Raw genomic sequence first — 21,387 nt, forward strand, 5'->3', positions numbered from 1 at the left:
GGCTTCGGTTCAAACGTGCTCGAATGCGAAAGATGCGGCACACCGGGTGCGCCGCATCTTTTGTCGGTCCGCAGGCCGGATCAGGCGCTGCGCTTCTGGTCGTCGTCCTTGACCTCTTCGAAGTCGGCGTCGACGACGTCGTCGTTCTGGCTCGAAGCCTGCTCGTCCTGCTCGCCCGTCGGGGCCTCCTCGCCGCTCTGGCTGTAGAGGTGCTCGCCGAGCTTCATGGACGCCTGGGCCAGCGCCTGGCTCTTGGCCTCGATCTCCTGCGGATCTTCGCCGGCCAGCGCGGTCTTCAGGTCGTCGAGCGCGCCCTGGACCGTGGCCTTCTCGGCTTCCGGAACCTTGTCGCCGTTCTCCTCGAGCATCTTCTCGGTGGAGTGGACCAGCGCCTCGGCCTGGTTGCGGGCCTCGACGAGCTGACGCCGCTTTTTGTCTTCCTCGGCGTGGCTCTCCGCGTCCTTCACCATCTGCTCGATGTCGGCGTCGGACAGGCCGCCGGAGGCCTGGATGCGGATCTGCTGCTCCTTGCCAGTGCCCTTGTCCTTGGCGGACACGTTCACGATGCCGTTGGCGTCGATGTCGAAGGCGACCTCGATCTGGGGCACGCCGCGCGGTGCCGGCGGAATGCCGACCAGGTCGAACTGGCCGAGCATCTTGTTGTCCGCCGCCATCTCGCGCTCACCCTGGAAGACGCGGATCGTCACCGCCGTCTGTCCATCCTCGGCCGTGGAGAAGGTCTGCGACTTCTTGGTCGGGATGGTGGTGTTGCGGTCGATCAGGCGGGTGAACACGCCGCCGAGGGTCTCGATGCCGAGCGAGAGCGGGGTGACGTCCAGCAGCAGCACGTCCTTGACGTCGCCCTGGAGCACGCCGGCCTGAATCGCGGCGCCGATGGCCACGACCTCGTCCGGGTTCACGCCCTTGTGCGGCTCCTTGCCGAAGAACTGCTTCACCGTCTCCTGGATCTTCGGCATGCGGGTCATGCCGCCGACGAGAACCACTTCGTCGATCTGGCCGGCCTGCATCTCCGCGTCCTTGAGGGCGTTCTTGCAGGGGTCGATCGTGCGCTGCACCAGATCGTCCACCAGGCTCTCGAACTTGGAGCGCGAGAGCTTCAGCGCCATGTGCTTCGGACCGGACTGGTCGGCGGTGATGAAGGGCAGGTTGATCTCGGTCTGGCTGGCCGACGACAGCTCGATCTTCGCCTTCTCGGCCGCCTCCTTGAGGCGCTGAAGGGCGAGCTTGTCGCCGCGCAGGTCGATGCCCTGCTCCTTCTTGAACTCCCCGGCCAGGTAGTCGACGAGGCGCATGTCGAAGTCTTCGCCGCCGAGGAAGGTGTCGCCGTTGGTCGACTTCACCTCGAACACGCCGTCACCGATCTCCAGGATCGAGACGTCGAAGGTGCCGCCGCCGAGGTCGTACACGGCGATCGTCTTGCCTTCGGTCTTGTCCAGGCCGTAGGCGAGGGCGGCCGCGGTCGGCTCGTTGATGATGCGCAGCACTTCCAGGCCGGCGATCTTGCCGGCGTCCTTGGTGGCCTGACGCTGGGAATCGTTGAAGTAGGCGGGAACGGTGATCACCGCCTGGGTGACCTCGCTGCCGAGATAGGACTCGGCGGTCTCCTTCATCTTCTGGAGGATGAAGGCGGAAATCTGCGAGGGCGAATAATCGGTTTCCTCGACGCGGACCCAGGCGTCGCCATTGTCGGCGCGCACGATCTTGTACGGCACAAGATCCTTGTCCTTGGTCACGGTCGGGTCATCGTAGCGGCGGCCGATCAGGCGCTTCACGGCAAACAGGGTGTTCTCGGGGTTGGTGACCGCCTGGCGCTTGGCCGGCTGTCCAACCAGACGCTCGCCGTCATCGTTGAATGCGACCATCGACGGCGTGGTGCGCACGCCTTCCGCATTCTCGATCACCTTTGCCTGCTTGCCGTCCATCACCGCGACGCACGAGTTCGTCGTGCCGAGGTCGATGCCGATGACCTTGCTCATATCACTCTCTCCTTCTGGCAGACCGTTCGGACCCTGGCGGCGTCCGACAAAGCCGGCGAATGCCGGCCGGCCCCCTGATGTCATTACGAACGCAAACGGATGAGATCTGACCGACGATGGGTCAAATCGCTGCGAGCTATATAAGAAGGGCGCAAAAAGGCCGCAAGCCGGCCCCGGGCGGAACCGGGGTCTCTTCCGATGCGATTTTTTGCCAGAGTGACGCCGGGACGGTCGCAGGTGGCCGCCGCCGCGCAAACTGCGGGAAGAGGCGACGATGACGGTTCAGATCCTGCCGGAACGGTTCAAAACCGAGGATCAGCGGGCACTCGTGGCGGACCTCGGCGCGGTCCTGGAGCGGGCGCCCCTGTTCGTTCCGCGCATGCCGCGCAGCGGAAAGCCCTTTTCCGTCCGCATGACGAATTGCGGTCCGCTCGGCTGGGTGTCCGATATCGACGGCTATCGCTATCAGCCGCACCATCCGGAGACAGGCGCGCCGTGGCCGGAGATTCCGCAGCGTCTTCTGGATCTCTGGCACGAGGTGGCCGGCGTGCCGGTCGGGCCGGAGGCGTGTCTGGTCAATCTCTATGGGCCCGGAACGAAGCTCGGCCTGCATCAGGACCGGGACGAGCGGACCTTCGAGGCCCCGGTGGTCTCCGTCTCGCTGGGCGACACGGCGGTCTTCCGGATCGGCGGCACCACCCGCAAGGCAGCGACACGGTCGATGCGCCTGGCGTCGGGCGATGTCATCGTCTTCGGCGGCGACGATCGGCTGGCCTATCACGGCATCGACCGGATCCTGTCCGGCTCGTCGTCGCTGCTGCCGGAAGGTGGTCGTATCAATCTGACGCTGAGAAGGGTGACCCCGTTCTAGGCCTATTTCGGCTCTGCACCTTCCGGGCACTCGCGGGGACGTGAGTTGCCCGTGTGCACCCGGCAGGGGGACGACCGGTCTGCGGCAGACGCACGGAGGAAATGCCATGGCCCGAACCCGATCAAGATTTCTGATCACGCTGCTTGCGGCGTCGCTCTGGCCGCTCGCCGCGTATGCGGGAGAAGCCGATGTCGTGGATGTCGTGGTCCGGGCCGAAGGCGGCGGCACCTATCGCTTCGACGTGACGGTGCGCCATGCCGACGAAGGCTGGGACCACTACGCCAACGCGTTCCAGGTGCTGGGTCCGGACGGGGCGGTGCTGGGAACCCGCGAACTCCTGCATCCCCATGTGGACGAGCAGCCGTTCACCCGGAGCCTCTCCGGCGTCGCGATCCCCGCGGGCCTCCACGAGGTGACCGTGCGGGCCGTCGATTCGGTTCACGCGACGGGCGGTCGTGAGATGGTCGTCACGGTGCCGCGGTAAACCGGAGATGCGGCGGAAGGTGAGGGAGAACCCTCACCCCATCAGGTTGGGCAGGCCGAGGGCGATCGCCGGGAAGGCCAGAAGCAGGATCATCCGGCCCACGTCGGCGAGGATGAACGGCACCACGCCCTTGAAGATCGTGCCGATGGGCACGTCCGGCAGGACGGTCTTCAGCACGAACACGTTGAGCCCGACCGGCGGCGTGATCAGCGAGATCTCCGTCATGATCACGACGACGATGCCGAACCAGACCAGGTCGTAGCCGAGCGCTCCGATCAGCGGCGCGAAGATCGGCACGGTCAGGAGCACCATGGACAGGCTCTCCAGCACCATGCCGAGCACCAGATAGACGGCGAGCACACCGAGCAGGATCACGAACGGCGGCACGTCCTGGGCCGAGGCGAAGGCGGTCAGATCGTTCGGCAGACCGGCGATGTTGACGTAGTTGGCGAACACCAGCGCGCCGATCAGGACGGCGAACATCATGGTGGTCGTCGCCGCCGTTTCGGCCAGGATCTCTCCGACGATGCGGTAGGTGAGGGCGCGCCGGTACAGCGCGATCAGGAACGCGCCGAACGCGCCCATGCCGGCGGCTTCCGTCGCGGTGAAGGCGCCGACATAGATGCCGCCGATCACCAGCACGAACAGCCCCATGATGCCGAGCACGCCGCGGGTGGCGCGCAGCTTTTCCGCCATGGGGACCTTCGGTCCGCGCGGCCCCTTGGACGGGTCGAGGGCGCAGACGACGCGGACGGCGACGATGTAGCTCAGGATCCCGATGATGCCCGGGACGATGCCGGCGATGAACAGCCGGCCGATGTCCTGCTGGGTGGTGACGCCGTAGATCACGAGGATCACGCTCGGGGGGATCAGGATGCCCAGCGTGCCGCCGGCGGCGATCACGCCGGAGGCGAGGCTGTCGTCGTAGCGGTACTTGCGCATCTGCGGCAGCGCGACCTTGCCCATCGTGGCGGCCGTCGCCAGCGATGATCCGCAGACGGCGGAGAAGCCGCCACAGGCGACCGCGGTGGCCATCGCGAGCCCGCCCGGCCGGGGGCCGAGCCAGGCGTGACACGCCGCATAGAGCTCGTCGGAGAGGCCCGCCCGGGTCACGAAGTTGCCCATCAGGATGAACAGCGGCACCACCGACAGGGTGTAGGAGAGGCCGGTGTCGAACACGGTCTGGCCGACGATCGCCCAGGCACCCTGGGCTCCGATCATCAGGATCAGTCCGACGCTCCCGACGATGCCCATGGCGACGGCGATCGGAACGCCGGCGAACAGGAGAATGAGAAGGCCGATCAGGCCCGGAACCCAGCTATCCAAGAGATCCTATGCCTCCGCTTCGCCGCGATGGAACACGGCGATGGCAGCGACCACGGTCGCCACGGCAGACAGCGCCGCCATCGCGTAGGCGACGGGCGCGAGCGGGATGCGCAGAAGAACGGTCGTGTCGCCATAGGCGGCGAGCTCGACCCCCTTCTCGTAGAGCAGCCAGGCCGCAACGCCGAGGGCGACGGCGGTCAGGACGCGGCTCAGAATGCGCAGAACGGGAACCAGCGCGGCGGGCGCGCGGTCGTAGAACAGGAGCACGCTCACATGTTCCTGCCGACCGGTCACGATCGGCATTCCGACGAACACGATGAGGACCAGCATGACCTCCGTCGCCTCGAAGGCGCCGGGGACGGGTGCGGTGAAGAGATAGCGCCCGATCACGTCCACGACGGTCAGGATCATCATCGCGAACAGCAGAACGCCCGCGATGACGTGCAGCGCGGCCGCACATGCCGCCGGCAGACGCGCCGCCCACCGGCGGCGCGCTGCTGCTTCGGTTGGCCCGGACCGTGCGGTCACTTGCTTTCCTTGGCCACTTCTTCCTTGAGCATCTTGAGGGCGGCTTCGCCGTCGATGCCCTTTTCCTTCGCCGCGTCGAGGAACACGGAATCGATGCCGGCGAGCTTCTCCTGAAGCGCCGACATGAAGGCGTCGTCGGCCTCGATGATCTCGATGCCCTCGGACTTCATCTTCTCCACACCGGCGGTGTCGGCGTTGTCCCAGGCCTGGCCCGCGATCCGCGCGAGCGTCTCGCCGGAGACCTCGTCGATCGCCTTCTGGTCCTCTTCGGAGAGCCCGTCCCAGGTACGCTGGTTCATGATGATGAAGAAGCTCGTGTTGTAGAGCCCGCCGTCAACGCTGGTGCCGTTCTTGATGACCGTGTCGATCTTAAAGAAGGGCACCGATTCGGCCGGGAACAGGATGCCGTCGGCGACGCCGTTGGACAGGATCTCGTAAACCTGCGGCGACGGCGCGGAGACCGGCACGATGCCGAGCTTCTGGGCGACCATGTTGGCGAGCCCGCCACCGACGCGGTACTTGGCGCCGTTGAGCTGATCGGCGGAGGTCACCGCGTCCTGGGTGGTGTAGATCTCGCCCGGGCCGTGGGTGAACAGGGTGACGACCTTGACGCCCTCGTGCTCGTTGGCCTCCTTCAGATACTCCTCGAACACCCGCCAGTAGGCGACCGAGAGCGCCTCGGAGGTGTTCGACAGGAACGGAAGTTCCACCAGCGAGGTCAGGCCGAACCGGTTCGGCGTGTAGCCGTGCACGCCGTAGGCGACGTCGGCGGCGCCGTTGCGGATCAGGTCGTACTGGGCCGGCGGCTTGCCGATCGGCGCCTGCATGACCTCGACCTTCACGCGGCCGTCGGTCACCTCTTCGACCTTCTCGCCCCACGGTCCGATGATGTCCGTCATCAGCGGATGTCCCGGCGGCAGCCAGTTCGATACGCGCAGGGTGGTCTGGGCGTCTGCCTGGCCGACTGCGGCGGCCGTGCAGACCGCGAGCGCCAGGGCGCCGGTCCTCAAGGTCTTACCAAGGACGGACATGCTCGGGTTCTCCTCTGTCCGGTTTCATTCTCTCTCGACCCCGACCCTGCAATGCCTGCGCCACATCGGGGCACAGGCGTGCTCCGATTTCCTCGCTGTGGCGCAAAGCCCCGGGTCAGTGGCGATATTTCAAACCTAAAACGTTGCCGCTGTCGAGCGGAACGGAGCGAAAGCGCGGTGATCCCGGGCGAGCGCGTGCGATGAGGATTAACGCGCAGGCAGTTCGCCTGCGCGATGGCCTTGGGTGCCCGAAAGTTGGGTCGTGCGAGGCCTCTAGAGCCCCTTCGGGGCCCCGAACCGGCGCTTCAGGTCCATGACCCGCGCATAGGACATCTCCAGCGACCGGCGGAACGCAGGGTCCTGCTCGGCGGCGGAGACCACGGCGGCGATCGCCTTCTGGGGGAAGTCGGGCCCCGTCGAGGCGTCGCCGGAGACCACCGCGATGTCGTTGCCGGCCTTCAGCGCGGCAACCACCGCGTCGATGGCGCTCATGCGGTTGCGGATGGCGCGCATGATGAGATCGTCGGTGACGACCACGCCGCTGAAGCACAGCTCGTCGCGCAGCAGTCCCTGGATCAGCGACGGCGAGATCGAGGCCGGCAGGGTGTCGGTCGCGCCGGGCCGGTCGAGCCGCAGGTGGCCGACCATGATGACGTCCACGGCCCGGGCATCGATCAGCGTCCGGTAGGGGATCAGCTCCGCCTCGCTCCAGGTCGCCGAGACGTCGACGGCGCCGTTGTGGCTGTCGCCGGCGGAGGAGCCGTGGCCGGGGAAGTGCTTCAGGGTGCCGGCCACACCGGCGGCGCGGTGCGCGGAGAGGAAGGCCCGGTTGTAGGCCGCGACCACTTGCGGATCGCTGGAATAGGCCCGGTTCGGCTTTGCGATGACCGGGTTGGACGGATTGACCTCGACGTCGGCGATGGGGGCGAGGTTGACGTTGAAGCCCCAGGCGCGCAGCCCGTCGGCCATCTTGCGGTAGACCGCTTCGGCCTCCCCGGGCGAATAGCGCTGGGCCACGGTTTCCGCCGACGGCGTCGCCGGGAAGCCCATGGACGGCGTCAGCCGCGCGACCGCGCCGCCCTCCTGGTCGATCATCAGGAGAGGGGGCGTCGACCCGGCCGCCTCGATGAAGCCGGCGGCCAATGCCTTCACGTTCGCCGCCGTCGAGACGTTGTGGCGGAGGAACAGGACGCCGCCGACCCGTCCCGCGGCGAGGTCGTCGCGCACGGCCGCGGCCGAGGCGGAGCCCGGCGAGGATCCCTCGAAGCCGACCACGAGAAGCTGCCCGACCATCGTCTCCAGCGGCACGCCGGAGGGCACCCGCGCGGCGGGCGCCGAGCAGCTTGCGCTCTGGTTGCCGGCCTTGATGACGGAGGAGGGGTCATCGCCGGTGGCGACGCAGGCCGAGGCGGCCAGCAGGATCACAGCGGCGAACGCGGAACGGATCAACGTCATCGGCGGCGGCAGCTCCTTGGCGGCAGGGCGCCGCCATCCGATTGCGGTGCGGCAGGGTACGGACCGTCGCGATGCGAGGACCCGGCCCGTACCTGCCCGTTCCTGCCGTCGGGATCAACTCCTCCCGGCAACTTCCGCACAGCAGGTCCGTCCGCGAACGCACAGGAATTCCGCGGCAAAACGAAACCGGGGCGCCCGTCACGACCGGCTGAAAACACCTGATCGTGACGGACGCCCCGGCGTGTCGGAGCCAATGTTGTGCCCGGAGCCCGACGGCTCCGGTGCGCCTACTCGGCCGCCTGCTTGCGCTCGGTGGTGTAGCGGTGCTGCGGCCGGGCCTTGAGCTTGAGTTCCTTCAGCTCGGCGCGGGCGCGCTGTCCGTTGCGCAGGGCCTGATCATAGCCCGCGAGATATTGCGGCGGGCAGTACATCTTGGCGAAGCCGTATTCGGCCGCCGCGTCGAGCCCCATCGCCGGATCGAGCAGGTGCGGGCGGCCCATGGCCACCAGGTCCGCTCGTCCCGCCGCCAGGATCGTGTTGACCTGGTCGGCGGTGGTGATGTTGCCGACCGCGACCGTCTTCACCCCGGCCTCGTTGCGGATCTGCTCGGCGAAGGGCGTCTGGAACATGCGGCCGAAGATCGGCTTGGCATCCGGCACCGTCTGGCCCGTGGACACGTCCACCAGATCCGCGCCGTGCTCGACGAAGGCGCGGGAGATCTCCACCGCATCGTCGCCGGTGATGCCGCCTTCCTTCCAGTCGGTCGCAGACAGGCGGATCGACATCGGCTTCTCGTTCGGCCACACGGCCCGCACGGCGTCGAACACCTCCAGCGGATAGCGCAGGCGGTTCTCCAGCGATCCGCCGTACTCGTCGGTCCGGGTGTTGGTCAGCGGCGACAGGAAGCTGGCCAGCAGGTAGCCGTGGGCGCAGTGCAACTCCAGCATGTCGAAGCCGGCCCGGTTGGCGCGCTCGGCCGCCTGGACGAACTCGCCCTTGATCCGGTCCATGGCCGCGCGGTCCATGACCTTCGGGATCGGGCTGTTGTCGAAGTAGGGAAGGGCCGACGGCGCCTCCACGTCCCAGCCGCCGCTTTCGAGCGGCTGGTCGATGCCCTCCCACATCAGCTTGGTCGAGCCCTTGCGCCCGGAATGGCCGATCTGCATGCAGAACTTCGCGTGGGAGTTCGTGTGCACGAAGTCGACGATCCGCCTCCAGGCGGCCTCCTGATCGTCGGTGTAGATGCCGGCGCAGCCCGGGGTGATCCGGCCCTTCTCCGACACGCAGGTCATCTCCGTGTAGACGAGGCCGGCGCCGCCCATGGCGCGGGCGCCGTAGTGCACCAGGTGGAAGTCCTGGGGCAGGCCGTCGACGGCCGAGTAGGTGTCCATCGGCGAGACGGCCAGCCGGTTCTCCACGACCATGTCGCGGATGCGCAGCGGGTGGAACATCGGCGGCGGCGGGTTGTCCACGTCGACGTCGAAGCCTTCAGCGGCGACCTGCCTGGCGAACATCTTGTCGACGTCGCGGACGAACTCCTCTTCGCGCAGCTCCAGATTGTCGTAGGTGATCGCCTTGGAGCGCGTCATCAGGCCGAACGCGAACTGGAGCGGATCCATGTCCCAGTAGCGGTCGACGTGCTCGAACCAGACCAGCGAGACCTCCGCCGCGTGCTGGATCTTCTCCACGTCCTCGCGACGGTCGGTCTCGTAGGCGGCCAGCGCGTCGGCAACGGAGGAGCCGTTCGCCTTGAACGCCTCGAACAGGGCGATCGCGTCCTCCATGGCGAGCTTGGTGCCCGAGCCGATGGAGAAGTGCGCGGTGGACTTTGCGTCGCCCACCAGGACGATGTTGTCCTTGGTCCAGCGCTTGTTGCGGATGGCCGGGAAGTTGCGCCAGTAGGAGCGGTTGATCAGCAGCGGATGTCCGTCGAGCTGCTTGGCGAACACCTTCTCCAGATAGGTCGCCGACTCCTGCTCGCTCATGTTGCCCAGGCCGGCCCGCTCCCAGGTGTCCGGATCGGTTTCCATGACCCAGGTCGAGAGGCCCGGCTCGTACTGGTAGCTATGGGCAATGAAGATGCCGTGCTCGTTCTCCTCGAAGAAGAACGTGAACGCGTCCAGAGGCTTGGTCGAGCCCATCCACGCGAACTTGTTCGGCCGGAGATCGACCGACGGCTCGAAGTGATCCTTGTAGGTCTCGCGCACCAGCGAGTTGATGCCGTCGGAGGCGATGACCAGATCGGAGTCCCGCATCAGGGCCTCGAAATCCTGGATCTCGGTCTCGAACTGCAGGTCGATGCCGAGCTCGCGGGCGCGTTGATGCAGGAGCAGCAGGAGCTGCTTGCGGGAGGTGCCGCAGAAACCGTTTCCGCCGATCCGATACACGTTGTCCTTGAACTGGATCTCGATGTCGTCCCAGTAGGCGAAGTGATCGGTAATCAGGCGGTAGCTCTCGAAGTCGTACTTCTCGAACGTCTGCAGCGTCTCATCCGAAAACACCACGCCGAAGCCGAAGGTGTCGTCGGGACGGTTCCGCTCGTAGACAGTGATCTGCGTAGCCGGTCGCGCTTTCTTCATCAAAATGGCGAAGTAGAGCCCGGCGGGCCCGCCGCCCATCACGGAAATCTTCATGGCTCGTCTCCCGAAGCGGCCGCGTGTGGTGGGATCGGGGAGTATCGCACCTCTTGTGCGCCCCGTACGGATATTTTAAGCTTGAAACAATTTAGGGCGCAAGCGATCAATGTCATTGATAAAAATCATGGCCGAATGCCGGAGTTTGGAGCTCGCCAGCGCGTGCACCGGCCGGAACGGTCGAATTTGAGGGGCGCGATTTGAACGGGTCAAGCGGACGGCATGCGGCGATTACCGGCGGGGGAACGGGGATCGGCGCGGCGATTGCACAGGCCCTCAAGGCCGACGGATTCCGTGTCACGCTGCTCGGGCGGCGAAAGGACGTTCTGGAGCGGACCGCCGAGGCGATAGGCGGGGCCACGACGGTCCCGGCGGACGTGACGGACCCGGAGTCCGTTGCGGCTGCCTTCGACAAGGCGACCGCGGACAACGGCGCGGTCGAGGTGCTGGTCAATTCCGCGGGAATCGCCAGCACGGCTCCGTTCCTGAAGACCGACATGGCACTTTTGAGAAAGCTGTTCTCCGTCAATGTCGAAGGGGTGGTGACCTGTTCCCAGGCGGTGCTGCCGGCGATGCTGGAAGCGGAAGCCGGACGGATCGTCAACGTCGCGTCCACCGCCGGGCTGAAGGGCTACGCCTACACCTCCGCCTATACGGCCTCGAAGCACGCGGTGATCGGCCTGACCCGGTCGCTGGCGCTGGAGACCGCCGGCAAAGGCATCACCGTGAATGCCGTCTGCCCGGGCTTCACCGACACCGATCTGACCGCCGAGAGCGTCGAGCGGATCGTGTCGCTGACCGGGCGGAGCGAGGACCAGGCCCGGGAGGCCCTGTCCAAGACCAACCCGCTGAAGCGTCTGATCCGTCCGGAGGAAGTGGCCGATGCCGTGCGCTGGCTGGTCGGGCCGGCGGCGAGCGCGGTCACCGGACAGTCGATCGCGGTCGCCGGCGGCGAGGTGATGTGATGGCTCCGATGACCGGCTTCACGGCGCTGGATGCGGAGACCAGGGCGCTGGAGCGTCCGCGCGACCACACCGGCGAGCTGCGTCTGTGGCTGCGCATGCTGGCCTGCACCAACATGATCGAGGCGGAAATCCGCCGGCGGCTGCGCGAGCGCTTCGACGTCACGCTGCCGCGGTTCGACCTCATGGCCCAGCTCGACAAGGCGCCGGAAGGTCTGTCGCTCGGCGAGATCTCGCGCCGGATGATGGTGTCGAACGGAAACGTCACCGGTCTCGTCGAACGTCTCGCGGACGACGGGCTGGTGGAGCGGCGGGCATCGGACACCGATCGCCGGTCCACGTTCGTGCGTCTGACGCCGGCCGGCCGCAATGCGTTCGCCGTCATGGCCGAAGAACATGCCGAATGGATCGGCGAGCTGTTCGCCGATCTGTCGGGCAACGATATCGAGGTGCTTCTCGACCAGCTCGGTCAGGCGAAGGCATCGGTGCAGCATCATTCGAAAAAATGGGAGAGCGCGCGATGAGCGACCGATTCCAGATCGACCTGCCGTTGTCCGGCTACACGCCCAAGCATTTTCTTCTGTCGGTCGACGGACCGGTGGCGACCATCACGCTCAACCGTCCCGAGCGGAAGAACCCGCTCACCTTCGAAAGCTATGCGGAGCTGCGCGACACCTTCCGCGCGCTGCACCACGAGGAGCAGGTCAAGACCATCGTCGTGACCGGGGCCGGCGGGAACTTCTGCTCCGGCGGCGACGTGTTCGAGATCATCCAGCCGCTGCTCTCCCGGGACATGAAGGGGCTTCTCGACTTCACCCAGATGACCGGCGATCTGGTCAAGGCGATGCGCGCCTGCCCGCAGCCGATCATCGCGGCCGTCGACGGGGTCTGCGTTGGCGCCGGCGCGATCATCGCGATGGCCTCCGACGTGCGCTTCGGCACCGAGGCCTCGAAGGTCGCCTTCCTGTTCACCAAGGTCGGACTGGCCGGCTGCGACATGGGCGCCTGCGGGATCCTGCCCCGGATCATCGGGTTCGGGCGCGCCGCGGAACTGCTTTATTCCGGCCGGGTGATGCGCGGCGACGAGGGCGAGCGCTGGGGCTTCTTCAACCGCCTGCTGTCGTCGGACGCAGTGCTGTCGGAAGCCCAGGCCTTCGCCGCGGAACTCGCCAAGGGGCCGACCTTCGCCCACGGCATCACCAAGAAGATGATGCACATGGAGTGGGACATGTCGGTCGACCAGCTCGTCGACGCGGAGGCGATGGCTCAGTCGATCTGCATGCAGACCGAGGACTACCGCCGCGCCTTCGAGGCGTTCGCGGAAAAGAAGACGCCGATCTTCGAGGGAAACTGAGCCGATGGCGGACACGAGCTTTCTCGACTGGCCGTTCTTCGAGGACAGGCACCGCGCCTTCGCCGCCGAGCTGGACCGGTGGGCGGCAGCCACGGTTCCCGGTCTGGTCGATCACCACGATGTCGACGGCACCTGCCGCCGCCTCGTCCAGGCGCTCGGCGAGGCCGGGTTCCTCAAGCACACGGTGGTCGCCCCCTACGGCGGCGCCTCGGAGAAACTCGACGTCCGGACGCTGTGCATCGCCCGGGAAACGCTGGGCCGGCACCACGCGCTCGCCGATTTCGCCTTCGCCATGCAGGGGCTCGGCACCGGATCCATCAGCCTCTACGGCAGCGACGACCAGAAGGCCCGTTTCCTTCCCGACGTCTCGGCCGGCAAGGCGATCGCCGCCTTCGCCCTGACGGAGCCGGAAGCCGGCTCCGACGTTGCCGCCATGGCCAGCACCGCCGAGCCGGACGGGGACGGGTTCCGGATCACCGGCGAGAAGACCTGGATCTCCAACGGCGGCATCGCCGACCAGTACGTGGTGTTCGCGCGCACTGGCGAGGCACCGGGCGCGCGGGGACTGTCGGCCTTCGTGGTCGAGGCGGACAGGCCGGGCGTGTCGGTCGCCGAACGCCTCGACGTGATCGCGCCGCATCCGCTCGGCCGGATCCGGTTCGACGACGTCCATGTGCCGGCGGATCATCGGCTGGGTGGCGGCGGCGACGGCTTCAAGATCGCCATGGCGACCCTGGACGTGTTCCGGTCCACCGTCGGCGCGGCCGCCCTCGGCTTCGCCCGCGCCGCCCTCGACGCAGGCCTCGACCGGGCCAGCACCCGGCATCTGTTCGGGGCCCCGCTCGCCGACCTTCAGCTCACCCAGGCCGCGCTCGCCGACATGGCGCTCGACGTCGATGCGGCGGCGCTTCTGGTCTACCGGGCCGCGTGGACCAAGGATCAGGGCGCGCCGCGCATCACCCGCGAGGCCTCCATGGCCAAGCTCTACGCCACCGAGGCGGCCCAGCGCGTCATCGACAAGGCCGTCCAGATTCACGGCGGCGACGGCGTGCGCTCCGGCACCCGGGTGGAGGAACTCTACCGTGAGATCCGGGCGCTCAGGATCTACGAGGGCGCGAGCGAGGTTCAGAAGGTGGTCATCGCCCGCCAGGCCCTCCAGGCCTACGCCGCCGCGGGAGGCTCTCAATAACAACACGCGATGCCGAGGAAGCGTCTGGGATCACCAACAAAAAGCACTTTCCGACCAGAGGACCGAGTGATGGGTACCGAAAGCGCACACGTCGACACGTTTGCCCGTGACAATCTCCCGCCGCCGGAGCAGTGGCCGGAGTTTCCGAACCTGGAGAAGCTCGGCTATCCGGACCGGCTCAACTGCGCCGTCGAACTGATCGACCGCAACGTCGCCGAAGGCCGCGGCGACAACGTCGCCCTGATCGGCACCGACATCGAATGGACCTACGCGGACCTGGCGAAGGTGGTCGACAGGATCGCCCACGTTCTGGTCGACCGCTACGGGCTGAAGCCCGGCAACCGGGTGCTGCTGCGCTCGGCCAACAATCCGATGATGACGGCTGTCTATTTCGCCATCATCAAGGCCGGTGGCATCGTGGTGGCCACCATGCCGCTGCTGCGCGCCCGGGAGCTCTCGGTTCTGGTCGAGAAGTCGGAGCTGACCCTCGCCGTCTGCGACAATCGCCTCGCCGACGAGATGGAGAAGACCAAGACGCTGGCGCCCAGGCTGACCGACATCGTCTATTTCCACACCGATGCGGACGACGGTCTCGAAGCCCAGATGGCCGCCTATGACGCGCCTTTCGAAGCCTGCGACACCTCGCGCGACGACATCTGCCTGATCGGCTTCACCTCCGGCACCACCGGCCAGCCGAAGGGGACGATGCATTTCCACCGCGACATGCTCGCGATCTGCGACTGCTACGGCAAGCAGGTGCTGCGTCCGGAGGAAACCGACCGCTTCGTGGGCTCGCCGCCGCTCGCCTTCACCTTCGGCCTGGGCGGCCTTGTGCTGTTCCCGTTCCGGGTCGGCGCAGCCGGCATCCTTCTGGAGCGGGCGGGGCCGGACGATCTCCTGGAGGCGATCGCCAGGTACAAGGCGACCGTCACCTTCACGGCGCCCACGGCCTACCGGGCGATGCTCGCCAAGCTCGACGAGTTCGACATCTCCAGCCTGCGCAAATGCGTCTCGGCGGGCGAGGCCCTGCCGAAGCCGACCTGGGACGCCTGGTACGACAAGACCGGCATCAAGCTCATGGACGGGATCGGCGGCACGGAGATGCTGCACATCTTCATCGCCGCGCCGGAGGAGGAGATCCGGCCCGGTTCGACCGGCAAGCCGGTGCCGTTCTACGAGGCCAAGGTGATCGACGAGGCCGGCAACACCTGCCCGCCCGGCGTGCCCGGACGTCTCGCGGTGCGCGGACCGACCGGCTGCCGCTACCTCGCCGACGACCGGCAGACGGTCTACGTGCAGGACGGCTGGAACATCCCCGGCGACACCTTCGAGACCGACGCCGACGGGTACTTCTGGTACAAGGCCCGCTCCGACGACATGATCATCTCGTCCGGCTACAACATCGCCGGCCCGGAGGTGGAAGCGGCCATGCTCGCCCATCCGGCGGTGGCGGAGTGCGGCGTCGTCGCCGCGCCGGATCCCGACCGGGGCCACATCGTCAAGGCCTATGTGGTGCTCGAAGACGGCCACACCGGCGACGCGGCGCTGACCAAGGAGCTGCAGGACCACGTGAAGAACGAACTCGCGCCCTACAAGTATCCGCGGGCGGTGGAGTATGTGGCGCAGTTGCCGCGCACCGAAACCGGCAAGCTGCAGCGCTTCCAGCTCCGTCAGATCGCGGAACGCAATCAGGCGTCGGGGGCGGCGTGAGCCGCCTTCGCCCGGACCTTTCCCGGGACCGGTACTCAGGTGGGTCCACCTGATCTCGAACGGCTCCAGCGGCGTGGCGAGCACCCGCCGCCATCCGCTCCGGAGCCGCAGTTTCACATGTGAGCGCTCGTGCCGTGCCGGCCCTCCGGGGGGCCACGCGGGCGAGACGATCACCAGCGGCAACAGAACCGGGAGATGGCGCGTTGAGCGACACCGACACCCAAGATCCGAAATCCTCAGCAGCCCCTGCGCGCCTGCCGTCGCCGCTCGAAGCGGTCCAGCCGGAGGGGTGGCCTGCGCCGCGCGGCTACGCCAACGGCATGATCGGTGCCGGCCGCGTCCTGTTCGTCGGCGGTCAGATCGGCTGGGACACGGAGGGCAAATTTCCCGACGGGTTCCTGCCGCAGGTCGGCCAGGCGCTGCGCAACATCCTCGATGTCGTCGAGGCCGCCGGCGGCGGGCCGGAGCACATCGCGCGCCTGACCTGGTACGTGACCGACATGGAGGCCTATCGGGCGTCTTTGAAGGAGCTGGGTCCGGTCTACCGCTCGGCGCTCGGTAAGCATTTTCCGGCGATGGCGCTGGTCCAGGTCGTGTCTCTGGTGGAGACCGAGGCCCTGGTCGAGATCGAGGCCACCGCCGTCATTCCCGAGACCGCCGGCTGAGAGCCGACACCGCGCTCACGGGCGCAAAAAAAGCCGCCCCCCAAAAAAAGCCGCCCCGATGAGGGACGGCTGAAAGTCGGTCTTGGAGGCGTCCGCGGAACCGCGCAGCGGTCCGGCACAGTGATCGATCCGGCGATGCGGATGACACAGTTTATCTCCAGTTGACCTTAACGAAGGGTTAAGGGCGCGCGCCGGATTTTATCGATCCGGCGGCGACGCCCGATCGCGGGAAACGCTCTAGCTTCGGCGGGTCCCTTTCGGTCAAACTCCTCGCCGTTGAACACGACCTGCTCAAAGGGGGATGACGATGGCGACCTACGTTCTGGTTCACGGTGCCTGGCATACGGGCGAGCTCTTCGAGGAGACGGCGGCTCCGATCCGAGCCGCGGGGCACGTGGTTCACCTGCCGACCATCGCGGGAAACCGGCCCGGGGACGCCAAGAGCGTGGGCCTGGACGCGGCGATCTCCTCGATCGTGGACTATCTGACCGAGCACGATCTGTCCGACGTGATCCTCGCCGGCCATTCCTATGGCGGAATGGTCATCACCGGCGTCGCCGACCGGGTTCCGGACCGGTTGCGGCGGCTGGTCTACTGGAACGCGTTCGTTCCCAACGACGGCGAGAGCCTCAACGATCTGGTGCCGCCCCATTACGTCACGCTGTTCGACGGGATTGCCGCGGCGAGCCCGGACAACGGCGTGATGCTGCCCTTTCCGATCTGGCGGGAGGTCTTCATCAACGATGCCGACCTGGAGCTGGCCCAGTCCACCTATGAGAAGCTGAACCCGCATCCCTATGCGACCTTCACCGACAAGATTTCGCTGAAGACGAATCCGGCCGCGATGCAGGTCGCAAAGTCCTATGTGAACTGCACGGAGGATACGGCGCTGCCCCAGAGCCTCGGCTGGCACCCGCGCATGTCGGAAAAGCTGGGCCTGTTCCGGCTGGTCCAGTCGCCCGGAAGCCACGAACTCTGCTTCACGAACCCGGGTCTTCTGGCGGAGAAGATCATGATCGCCGGACGCGACTGAGGGACGGGCCGCGTCAGGTCTTGAAGAAGCTGTCGGCCGCCGCCCGGCTCGCGGACTTGGATTCGGCGAGTTCGTCGATCCGTTCGATCTCCGCCTGAAGCGCCGCGCGCCGGTCGGCAAGCTCTTCCAGCGAATGAGCCGACAGATCTTCCCCGATCACGATCGCGGCGGGGCGGCTGAGCCGTTCATCATCGCTGATCGACATCATGATCGCGCACCTTCGTGCCGTTTCCTGTAGCGAGTCTAACGCAAACATGAGGTGAAGGGAAACACGTGCCGGTGCGGAAGGCCTGTTTGGTTAAGCGGCCGACGGCCCTGTCGAGGATGCGGCCGGGCTGAACCATGAGCGCGTGGGACGGTTGAACGGGCCAGGTTGCTGGCGTCAGGTCGCCGGACCGGTTAACTCGTGTGACGCAGACCAGCGAAGAGGAAGACAATGGCGGTTTCAGTGCCCGATACCATGACCGTGGTGGCGATCCGCGAGCCGGGTGGCCCGGAGGTTCTGGTTCCCGAAAAGCGCCCGGTCGTCCGGCCGGATCCGGGAGAACTCCTCGTGGAAGTGGCGGCCGCGGGCGTCAACAGGCCGGACGTGTTCCAGCGGCAGGGGAACTATCCGCCGCCGAAGGGCGCCTCCGACATTCCCGGTCTGGAGATTGCCGGAACGGTCGTCGCGATCGGCGACGAGGTGGAGGGATTCGAGGTCGGCTCCCGGGTCCTGGCCCTGGTGGCCGGTGGCGGCTACGCGGAGTACTGCACCGTCCCGGCTGCCACCGCCCTGCCGATCCCCGACGGCCTTTCCATGATCCAGGCCGCGGCCGTTCCGGAGACCTTCTTCACGGTCTGGTCGAACGTCTTCGACCGGGGCCGGCTCAGGGCCGGCGAGCGGTTTCTCGTCCACGGCGGCACGTCCGGCATCGGCACCACGGCGATCCAGCTCGCCAAGGCGTTCGGCGCCTTCGTGATGACGACGGCGGGATCGGACGACAAGCTCGCCGCCTGCCGCAAGCTCGGGGCGGACGTCGGCATCAACTACCGCACCACCGACTTCGTGTCGGTGGTCAAGGAAGCGACCGACGGGCACGGTGCCGATCTGATCCTCGACATGGTCGGCGGCAGCTATGTAGAGCGCAACTGGCAGGCGGCGGCCACGGAAGGACGCATCGTCCAGATCGCCGTTCTGGAAGGGGCGAGCGAGCAGGTCGATTTCCGTCGGCTTATGATGAAGCGGCTCACCCATACCGGCTCGACGCTCCGGGCCCGGGATATTGCGTTCAAGGCGGAGATCGCGGCCGCCCTGAAGAAGCGGGTCTGGCCGCTTCTCGCCGACGGCACCGTCGGGCCGGTCATCGATTCGACCTTCCCGCTGGCCGAGGCGGCCGAGGCCCACCGGCGGATGGAAAGCTCCGGCCACGTCGGCAAGATCGTGCTGGTCGTGCGCGAGGAAAGCGCTGCCGAGTGAAGATGGATCGGACCGGCGGCGCGGGTCGCGCTGCCGGTCCGCCTCGTGCGCGGTCAGCCGGTCGGTGAAATGTGAAGTTGCCCGTCCACGCACGGTTTGCGTCGGACGCTCACGCGGTCTATATCTCCTTCATCTCCCAACAAGCAGTGGAAGAGGGCTTTTTCGGCGGGCAGCCGGGAAAGCGAACAGGAGGAATTTGAATGGCGATCGGGCAAGACGCTCCGCTCATGCCAAAGGCGACCGCAGTTTGGCTGGTCGACAACACGTCGCTTTCGTTCGAGCAGATCGCCGCATTCTGCAGGCTGCACCCGCTTGAGGTCAAAGCGATCGCCGACGGTGACTCCGCCCAGGGCATCAAGGGTCTGGACCCGGTTCAGACCGGTCAGCTGACCCGTGAGGAGATCGACAAGGCGGAAGCCGATCCGGCGCACAGGCTGAAGATTGCCGCGCCGAAGGTGCGGGTTCCGGAAGCCAAGAAGAAGGGCCCGCGCTACACGCCCGTCTCGAAGCGCCAGGACCGTCCGAACGCGATCCTCTGGCTTCTGCGCAACCACCCGGAGCTCAAGGACGCGCAGATCATCCGGCTCGTCGGGACGACCAAGACGACGATCCAGGCGATCCGCGACCGCACCCACTGGAATTCGCCGAACCTTCAGCCTGCCGACCCGGTGACGCTGGGACTGTGCTCCCAGATCGAACTGGATCTGGAAGTGGAGAAGGCGGCCAGGGAGAGCGGCCCGATCGCTCCGGCCGAGGGTGCCGCGGAGCCGGCAACGCTTCTGTCCGTCGAGGAGTCGCTGGCTCCCGGTCCGGCCGCAGACGAGCCGGAAGAGGACGAGGGCGAGGTCGATCCGGATTCCGTCTTCTCCGGCCTCAAGGCTTGGCGCCGTGATGGAGAAGACAGCGAAGGCGACGACAGCGACGAGAACCGCTGATCTCCGACGAGGCGGCCGGGCGATCGGTCGTTCCGAACGGACCGTCGCACGGACAACGAGACGATCGAACGCGCCCCGTATGTCGACGACATGCGGGGCGTTTTTTTGCCCGGTCGGCCGGATGGCCGGTCCTGCGGGAGATCAGTCGAACAGGCTGGAGACCGATTCTTCGAGCGCGGTCCGGCTGATGGCTTCGCCGATCAGCGGCGCGATGGACACCGCGCGGATGTTCGGGGAGGCCTTGACCGCCTCGGTGGCCTCGATGGAGTCGCTGATCACCAGCTCGGTCAGGCGGGAGTTGGAAATCCGCGCCACCGCGCCGCCGGACAGCACGCCGTGGGTGATGTAGGCGGCGACGCTGGTCGCCCCCTGTTCCAGAAGGGCGTCGGCCGCGTTGCAGAGCGTGCCGCCGGAATCGACGATGTCGTCGACCAGGATGCAGTCCCGGCCCTGGGGCGAGCCGATCACGTTCATCACTTCCGATTCGCCGGGACGCTCGCGGCGCTTGTCGACGATCGCCAGCGGCGCGTCGATGCGCTTGGCGAGCGCCCGCGCGCGCACCACGCCGCCCACGTCCGGCGACACCACCATCAGGTTGTCGAGGTCGTAGCGTTCCTTGATGTCCCGGGTCATCACCGGGGCGGCGAACAGATTGTCGGTCGGGATGTCGAAGAAGCCCTGGATCTGCCCGGCGTGCAGGTCGAGGGTGAGAACCCGGTCGGCGCCGGCTTCGGCGATCAGGTTGGCCACCAGCTTGGCCGAGATCGGCGTGCGCGGACCGGCTTTGCGGTCCTGGCGGGCGTAGCCGTAATAGGGGATGGCCGCCGTGATGCGCCGGGCCGAGGCGCGCCGGAGCGCGTCGATCAGGATCAACAGCTCCATCAGGTGGTCGTTGGCGGGATAGCTCGTGGACTGGACGACGAACACGTCCTCGCCGCGGACGTTCTCCTGGATCTCGACGAAGACTTCCTGGTCCGCGAAGCGCCGGACCAGGCATTTGGTCAGGGGAATCTCCAGATAGGCGGCGATCTGCTCGGCAAGCGATCGGTTCGAGTTCCCGGTAACCAGTTTCATTGAGAGTCGCCTTTGACCATGGGTGCCCGGGCGCCGGTCGCCGTCGGCGATCGACCCGCGGCCGGGAAGCGAGGGTTATCTATCAACGGTTCGCGCGCCGGGCAACACGCTCCGCCGCGGTCCGTGGATCGGGCAGGCTACCGGGCTCCGCCGCCGAGCCAGCCCTGAAGCTCCAGGATCAGATCCAGAGCGATCTGCCGCAGGATCGCGGTGCCGACGCCGGACCAGGGATCTCCGGCGGTGACGGTGCTCTGCTGGTTGCCGGTGATGCGGTGCAGGCGCGTCCCGGATGCGTCGAAGACATCGAACACGTAGACGATGCTGGCGCCGTTGTCGGTGCTGACCGACGACAGGAAGCCTTTCACGCGATAGGTCGCGTCCGCGTCCACCCGCTTGGTCAGGACGATGTCATAGGTTTCCGCCTGTTCCGCGATCTGTTCGGCCAGCGCGTCGGCGACGTTGCCGGGCATGCCGGTGAACGGCTCGAAGGCGAAGGTCACGTCCGACTGGTTCACGGGGGTGGCGTCGGAACCGGGAAAATTCACGACGCCGGTCAGGTTTGACGAGCCGCAGCCGGCGAGCAGGAGGGTCGTTGCGAGCACGGCCATCAGGCCGCGGACCCGTCGAGCAAGCGAAATCGCGGTGGCTGGCATTGGCGCGTGCTCCCTTCGTGCGTTCCCG

At 67.0% G+C, this 21,387-nt stretch carries 20 protein-coding genes; 11 read left to right on the forward strand and 9 right to left on the reverse strand.

From position 1 onward, the window contains the following. Positions 1-80: 80 nt before the first annotated feature. Positions 81-1,997: a molecular chaperone DnaK gene (gene dnaK, locus J2S73_RS03250; protein WP_306883980.1), complete on the reverse strand. Its 1,917-nt coding sequence runs from the start codon at positions 1,995-1,997 to the stop codon at positions 81-83. Positions 1,998-2,271: 274 nt separating this feature from the next. Between dnaK and J2S73_RS03255 the strand changes: the two genes are divergently transcribed. Together J2S73_RS03255 and J2S73_RS03260 are read left to right on the forward strand one after the other, a co-directional pair. After that, positions 2,272-2,868 carry an alpha-ketoglutarate-dependent dioxygenase AlkB family protein gene (locus J2S73_RS03255; protein ID WP_306883981.1) on the forward strand — a complete coding sequence of 199 codons (597 nt, stop codon included), beginning with the start codon at positions 2,272-2,274 and terminating at the stop codon, positions 2,866-2,868. Between the two features lie 106 nt (positions 2,869-2,974). Further along, the gene (locus J2S73_RS03260; protein ID WP_306883982.1) at positions 2,975-3,352 is read left to right on the forward strand and encodes a hypothetical protein; all 378 of its coding nucleotides are present in this window, start codon (positions 2,975-2,977) and stop codon (positions 3,350-3,352) included. Positions 3,353-3,385: 33 nt separating this feature from the next. Here the strand turns inward: J2S73_RS03260 and J2S73_RS03265 are convergent, their stop codons facing one another. The 5 genes from J2S73_RS03265 to J2S73_RS03285 all read right to left on the reverse strand — a co-directional run bounded on the left by J2S73_RS03265 (position 3,386) and on the right by J2S73_RS03285 (position 10,325). Further along, positions 3,386-4,678 carry a TRAP transporter large permease gene (locus J2S73_RS03265; RefSeq protein ID WP_306883983.1) on the reverse strand — a complete coding sequence of 431 codons (1,293 nt, stop codon included), beginning with the start codon at positions 4,676-4,678 and terminating at the stop codon, positions 3,386-3,388. 6 nt (positions 4,679-4,684) lie between these two features. After that, on the reverse strand, positions 4,685-5,206 hold the full coding sequence (locus J2S73_RS03270) for a TRAP transporter small permease (RefSeq protein WP_306883984.1): 522 nt from the start codon (positions 5,204-5,206) through the stop codon (positions 4,685-4,687). Then, positions 5,203-6,237 (reverse strand): TRAP transporter substrate-binding protein, encoded by a 1,035-nt coding sequence (locus J2S73_RS03275; RefSeq protein WP_306883985.1) that lies wholly within the window; start codon positions 6,235-6,237, stop codon positions 5,203-5,205. The genes J2S73_RS03270 and J2S73_RS03275 overlap by 4 nt, the downstream gene beginning before the upstream one ends. A 273-nt stretch (positions 6,238-6,510) precedes the next feature. Continuing rightward, positions 6,511-7,692: a glycoside hydrolase family 3 N-terminal domain-containing protein gene (locus tag J2S73_RS03280; protein WP_306883986.1), complete on the reverse strand. Its 1,182-nt coding sequence runs from the start codon at positions 7,690-7,692 to the stop codon at positions 6,511-6,513. Positions 7,693-7,979: 287 nt separating this feature from the next. Further along, positions 7,980-10,325, reverse strand: a complete 2,346-nt coding sequence (locus J2S73_RS03285; RefSeq protein WP_306883987.1) for a bifunctional salicylyl-CoA 5-hydroxylase/oxidoreductase — start codon at positions 10,323-10,325, stop codon at positions 7,980-7,982. Between the two features lie 200 nt (positions 10,326-10,525). On the opposite strand from J2S73_RS03285, the gene J2S73_RS03290 reads away from it, so the two are divergent. From J2S73_RS03290 to J2S73_RS03320, 7 genes are all read left to right on the forward strand, one after another. Continuing rightward, positions 10,526-11,290: an SDR family NAD(P)-dependent oxidoreductase gene (locus tag J2S73_RS03290; RefSeq protein ID WP_306883988.1), complete on the forward strand. Its 765-nt coding sequence runs from the start codon at positions 10,526-10,528 to the stop codon at positions 11,288-11,290. Next, the gene (locus tag J2S73_RS03295) at positions 11,290-11,811 is read left to right on the forward strand and encodes a MarR family winged helix-turn-helix transcriptional regulator (RefSeq protein WP_306883989.1); all 522 of its coding nucleotides are present in this window, start codon (positions 11,290-11,292) and stop codon (positions 11,809-11,811) included. The genes J2S73_RS03290 and J2S73_RS03295 overlap by 1 nt, the downstream gene beginning before the upstream one ends. Further along, positions 11,808-12,641: an enoyl-CoA hydratase family protein gene (locus tag J2S73_RS03300; protein ID WP_306883990.1), complete on the forward strand. Its 834-nt coding sequence runs from the start codon at positions 11,808-11,810 to the stop codon at positions 12,639-12,641. Before J2S73_RS03295 ends, J2S73_RS03300 begins: the two co-directional genes overlap by 4 nt. Positions 12,642-12,645: 4 nt before the next feature. Then, complete coding sequence (locus J2S73_RS03305; RefSeq protein WP_306883991.1) at positions 12,646-13,830, forward strand: acyl-CoA dehydrogenase family protein; 1,185 nt, start codon at positions 12,646-12,648, stop codon at positions 13,828-13,830. Between the two features lie 69 nt (positions 13,831-13,899). Beyond that, the gene (locus J2S73_RS03310; protein WP_306883992.1) at positions 13,900-15,540 is read left to right on the forward strand and encodes a benzoate-CoA ligase family protein; all 1,641 of its coding nucleotides are present in this window, start codon (positions 13,900-13,902) and stop codon (positions 15,538-15,540) included. A gap of 203 nt (positions 15,541-15,743) precedes the next feature. Beyond that, positions 15,744-16,205 carry a RidA family protein gene (locus J2S73_RS03315; RefSeq protein ID WP_306883993.1) on the forward strand — a complete coding sequence of 154 codons (462 nt, stop codon included), beginning with the start codon at positions 15,744-15,746 and terminating at the stop codon, positions 16,203-16,205. Between the two features lie 307 nt (positions 16,206-16,512). Continuing rightward, positions 16,513-17,238, forward strand: coding sequence for an alpha/beta hydrolase (locus tag J2S73_RS03320; protein ID WP_306883994.1), 726 nt, complete (start codon positions 16,513-16,515; stop codon positions 17,236-17,238). A gap of 13 nt (positions 17,239-17,251) precedes the next feature. On the opposite strand, the gene J2S73_RS03325 is transcribed toward J2S73_RS03320, so the two are convergent. Further along, the gene (locus J2S73_RS03325; protein WP_306883995.1) at positions 17,252-17,446 is read right to left on the reverse strand and encodes a DUF1192 domain-containing protein; all 195 of its coding nucleotides are present in this window, start codon (positions 17,444-17,446) and stop codon (positions 17,252-17,254) included. A 228-nt stretch (positions 17,447-17,674) separates the two neighbouring features. Between J2S73_RS03325 and J2S73_RS03330 the strand changes: the two genes are divergently transcribed. Together J2S73_RS03330 and J2S73_RS03335 are read left to right on the forward strand one after the other, a co-directional pair. After that, a complete protein-coding gene (locus J2S73_RS03330; protein WP_306883996.1) occupies positions 17,675-18,697 on the forward strand; it encodes an NAD(P)H-quinone oxidoreductase in 1,023 nt (340 codons plus the stop codon). Between the two features lie 200 nt (positions 18,698-18,897). Beyond that, positions 18,898-19,632, forward strand: a complete 735-nt coding sequence (locus tag J2S73_RS03335) for a DUF1013 domain-containing protein (protein ID WP_306883997.1) — start codon at positions 18,898-18,900, stop codon at positions 19,630-19,632. 141 nt (positions 19,633-19,773) lie between these two features. Here the strand turns inward: J2S73_RS03335 and J2S73_RS03340 are convergent, their stop codons facing one another. Both J2S73_RS03340 and J2S73_RS03345 read right to left on the reverse strand, forming a co-directional pair. Beyond that, positions 19,774-20,706 (reverse strand): ribose-phosphate pyrophosphokinase, encoded by a 933-nt coding sequence (locus J2S73_RS03340; protein ID WP_306883998.1) that lies wholly within the window; start codon positions 20,704-20,706, stop codon positions 19,774-19,776. A 137-nt stretch (positions 20,707-20,843) separates the two neighbouring features. After that, the gene (locus J2S73_RS03345; protein WP_306883999.1) at positions 20,844-21,359 is read right to left on the reverse strand and encodes a hypothetical protein; all 516 of its coding nucleotides are present in this window, start codon (positions 21,357-21,359) and stop codon (positions 20,844-20,846) included. Positions 21,360-21,387: the final 28 nt, after the last annotated feature.

The sequence above is a fragment of the Amorphus orientalis genome (genome assembly GCF_030814015.1).
Taxonomy (GTDB): domain Bacteria; phylum Pseudomonadota; class Alphaproteobacteria; order Rhizobiales; family Amorphaceae; genus Amorphus; species Amorphus orientalis.

Bases quoted from the DNA above. Each gene is read 5' to 3' on its own strand.
- dnaK (WP_306883980.1), bottom strand. From the start codon at position 1,997: ATGAGCAAGGTCATCGGCATCGACCTCGGCACGACGAACTCGTGCGTC.
- J2S73_RS03255 (WP_306883981.1), top strand. From the start codon at position 2,272: ATGACGGTTCAGATCCTGCCGGAACGGTTCAAAACCGAGGATCAGCGG.
- J2S73_RS03260 (WP_306883982.1), top strand. From the start codon at position 2,975: ATGGCCCGAACCCGATCAAGATTTCTGATCACGCTGCTTGCGGCGTCG.
- J2S73_RS03275 (WP_306883985.1), bottom strand. From the start codon at position 6,237: ATGTCCGTCCTTGGTAAGACCTTGAGGACCGGCGCCCTGGCGCTCGCG.
- J2S73_RS03280 (WP_306883986.1), bottom strand. From the start codon at position 7,692: ATGACGTTGATCCGTTCCGCGTTCGCCGCTGTGATCCTGCTGGCCGCC.
- J2S73_RS03285 (WP_306883987.1), bottom strand. From the start codon at position 10,325: ATGAAGATTTCCGTGATGGGCGGCGGGCCCGCCGGGCTCTACTTCGCC.
- J2S73_RS03295 (WP_306883989.1), top strand. From the start codon at position 11,290: ATGGCTCCGATGACCGGCTTCACGGCGCTGGATGCGGAGACCAGGGCG.
- J2S73_RS03300 (WP_306883990.1), top strand. From the start codon at position 11,808: ATGAGCGACCGATTCCAGATCGACCTGCCGTTGTCCGGCTACACGCCC.
- J2S73_RS03305 (WP_306883991.1), top strand. From the start codon at position 12,646: ATGGCGGACACGAGCTTTCTCGACTGGCCGTTCTTCGAGGACAGGCAC.
- J2S73_RS03310 (WP_306883992.1), top strand. From the start codon at position 13,900: ATGGGTACCGAAAGCGCACACGTCGACACGTTTGCCCGTGACAATCTC.
- J2S73_RS03320 (WP_306883994.1), top strand. From the start codon at position 16,513: ATGGCGACCTACGTTCTGGTTCACGGTGCCTGGCATACGGGCGAGCTC.
- J2S73_RS03325 (WP_306883995.1), bottom strand. From the start codon at position 17,446: ATGATGTCGATCAGCGATGATGAACGGCTCAGCCGCCCCGCCGCGATC.
- J2S73_RS03330 (WP_306883996.1), top strand. From the start codon at position 17,675: ATGGCGGTTTCAGTGCCCGATACCATGACCGTGGTGGCGATCCGCGAG.
- J2S73_RS03335 (WP_306883997.1), top strand. From the start codon at position 18,898: ATGGCGATCGGGCAAGACGCTCCGCTCATGCCAAAGGCGACCGCAGTT.
- J2S73_RS03340 (WP_306883998.1), bottom strand. From the start codon at position 20,706: ATGAAACTGGTTACCGGGAACTCGAACCGATCGCTTGCCGAGCAGATC.
- J2S73_RS03345 (WP_306883999.1), bottom strand. From the start codon at position 21,359: ATGCCAGCCACCGCGATTTCGCTTGCTCGACGGGTCCGCGGCCTGATG.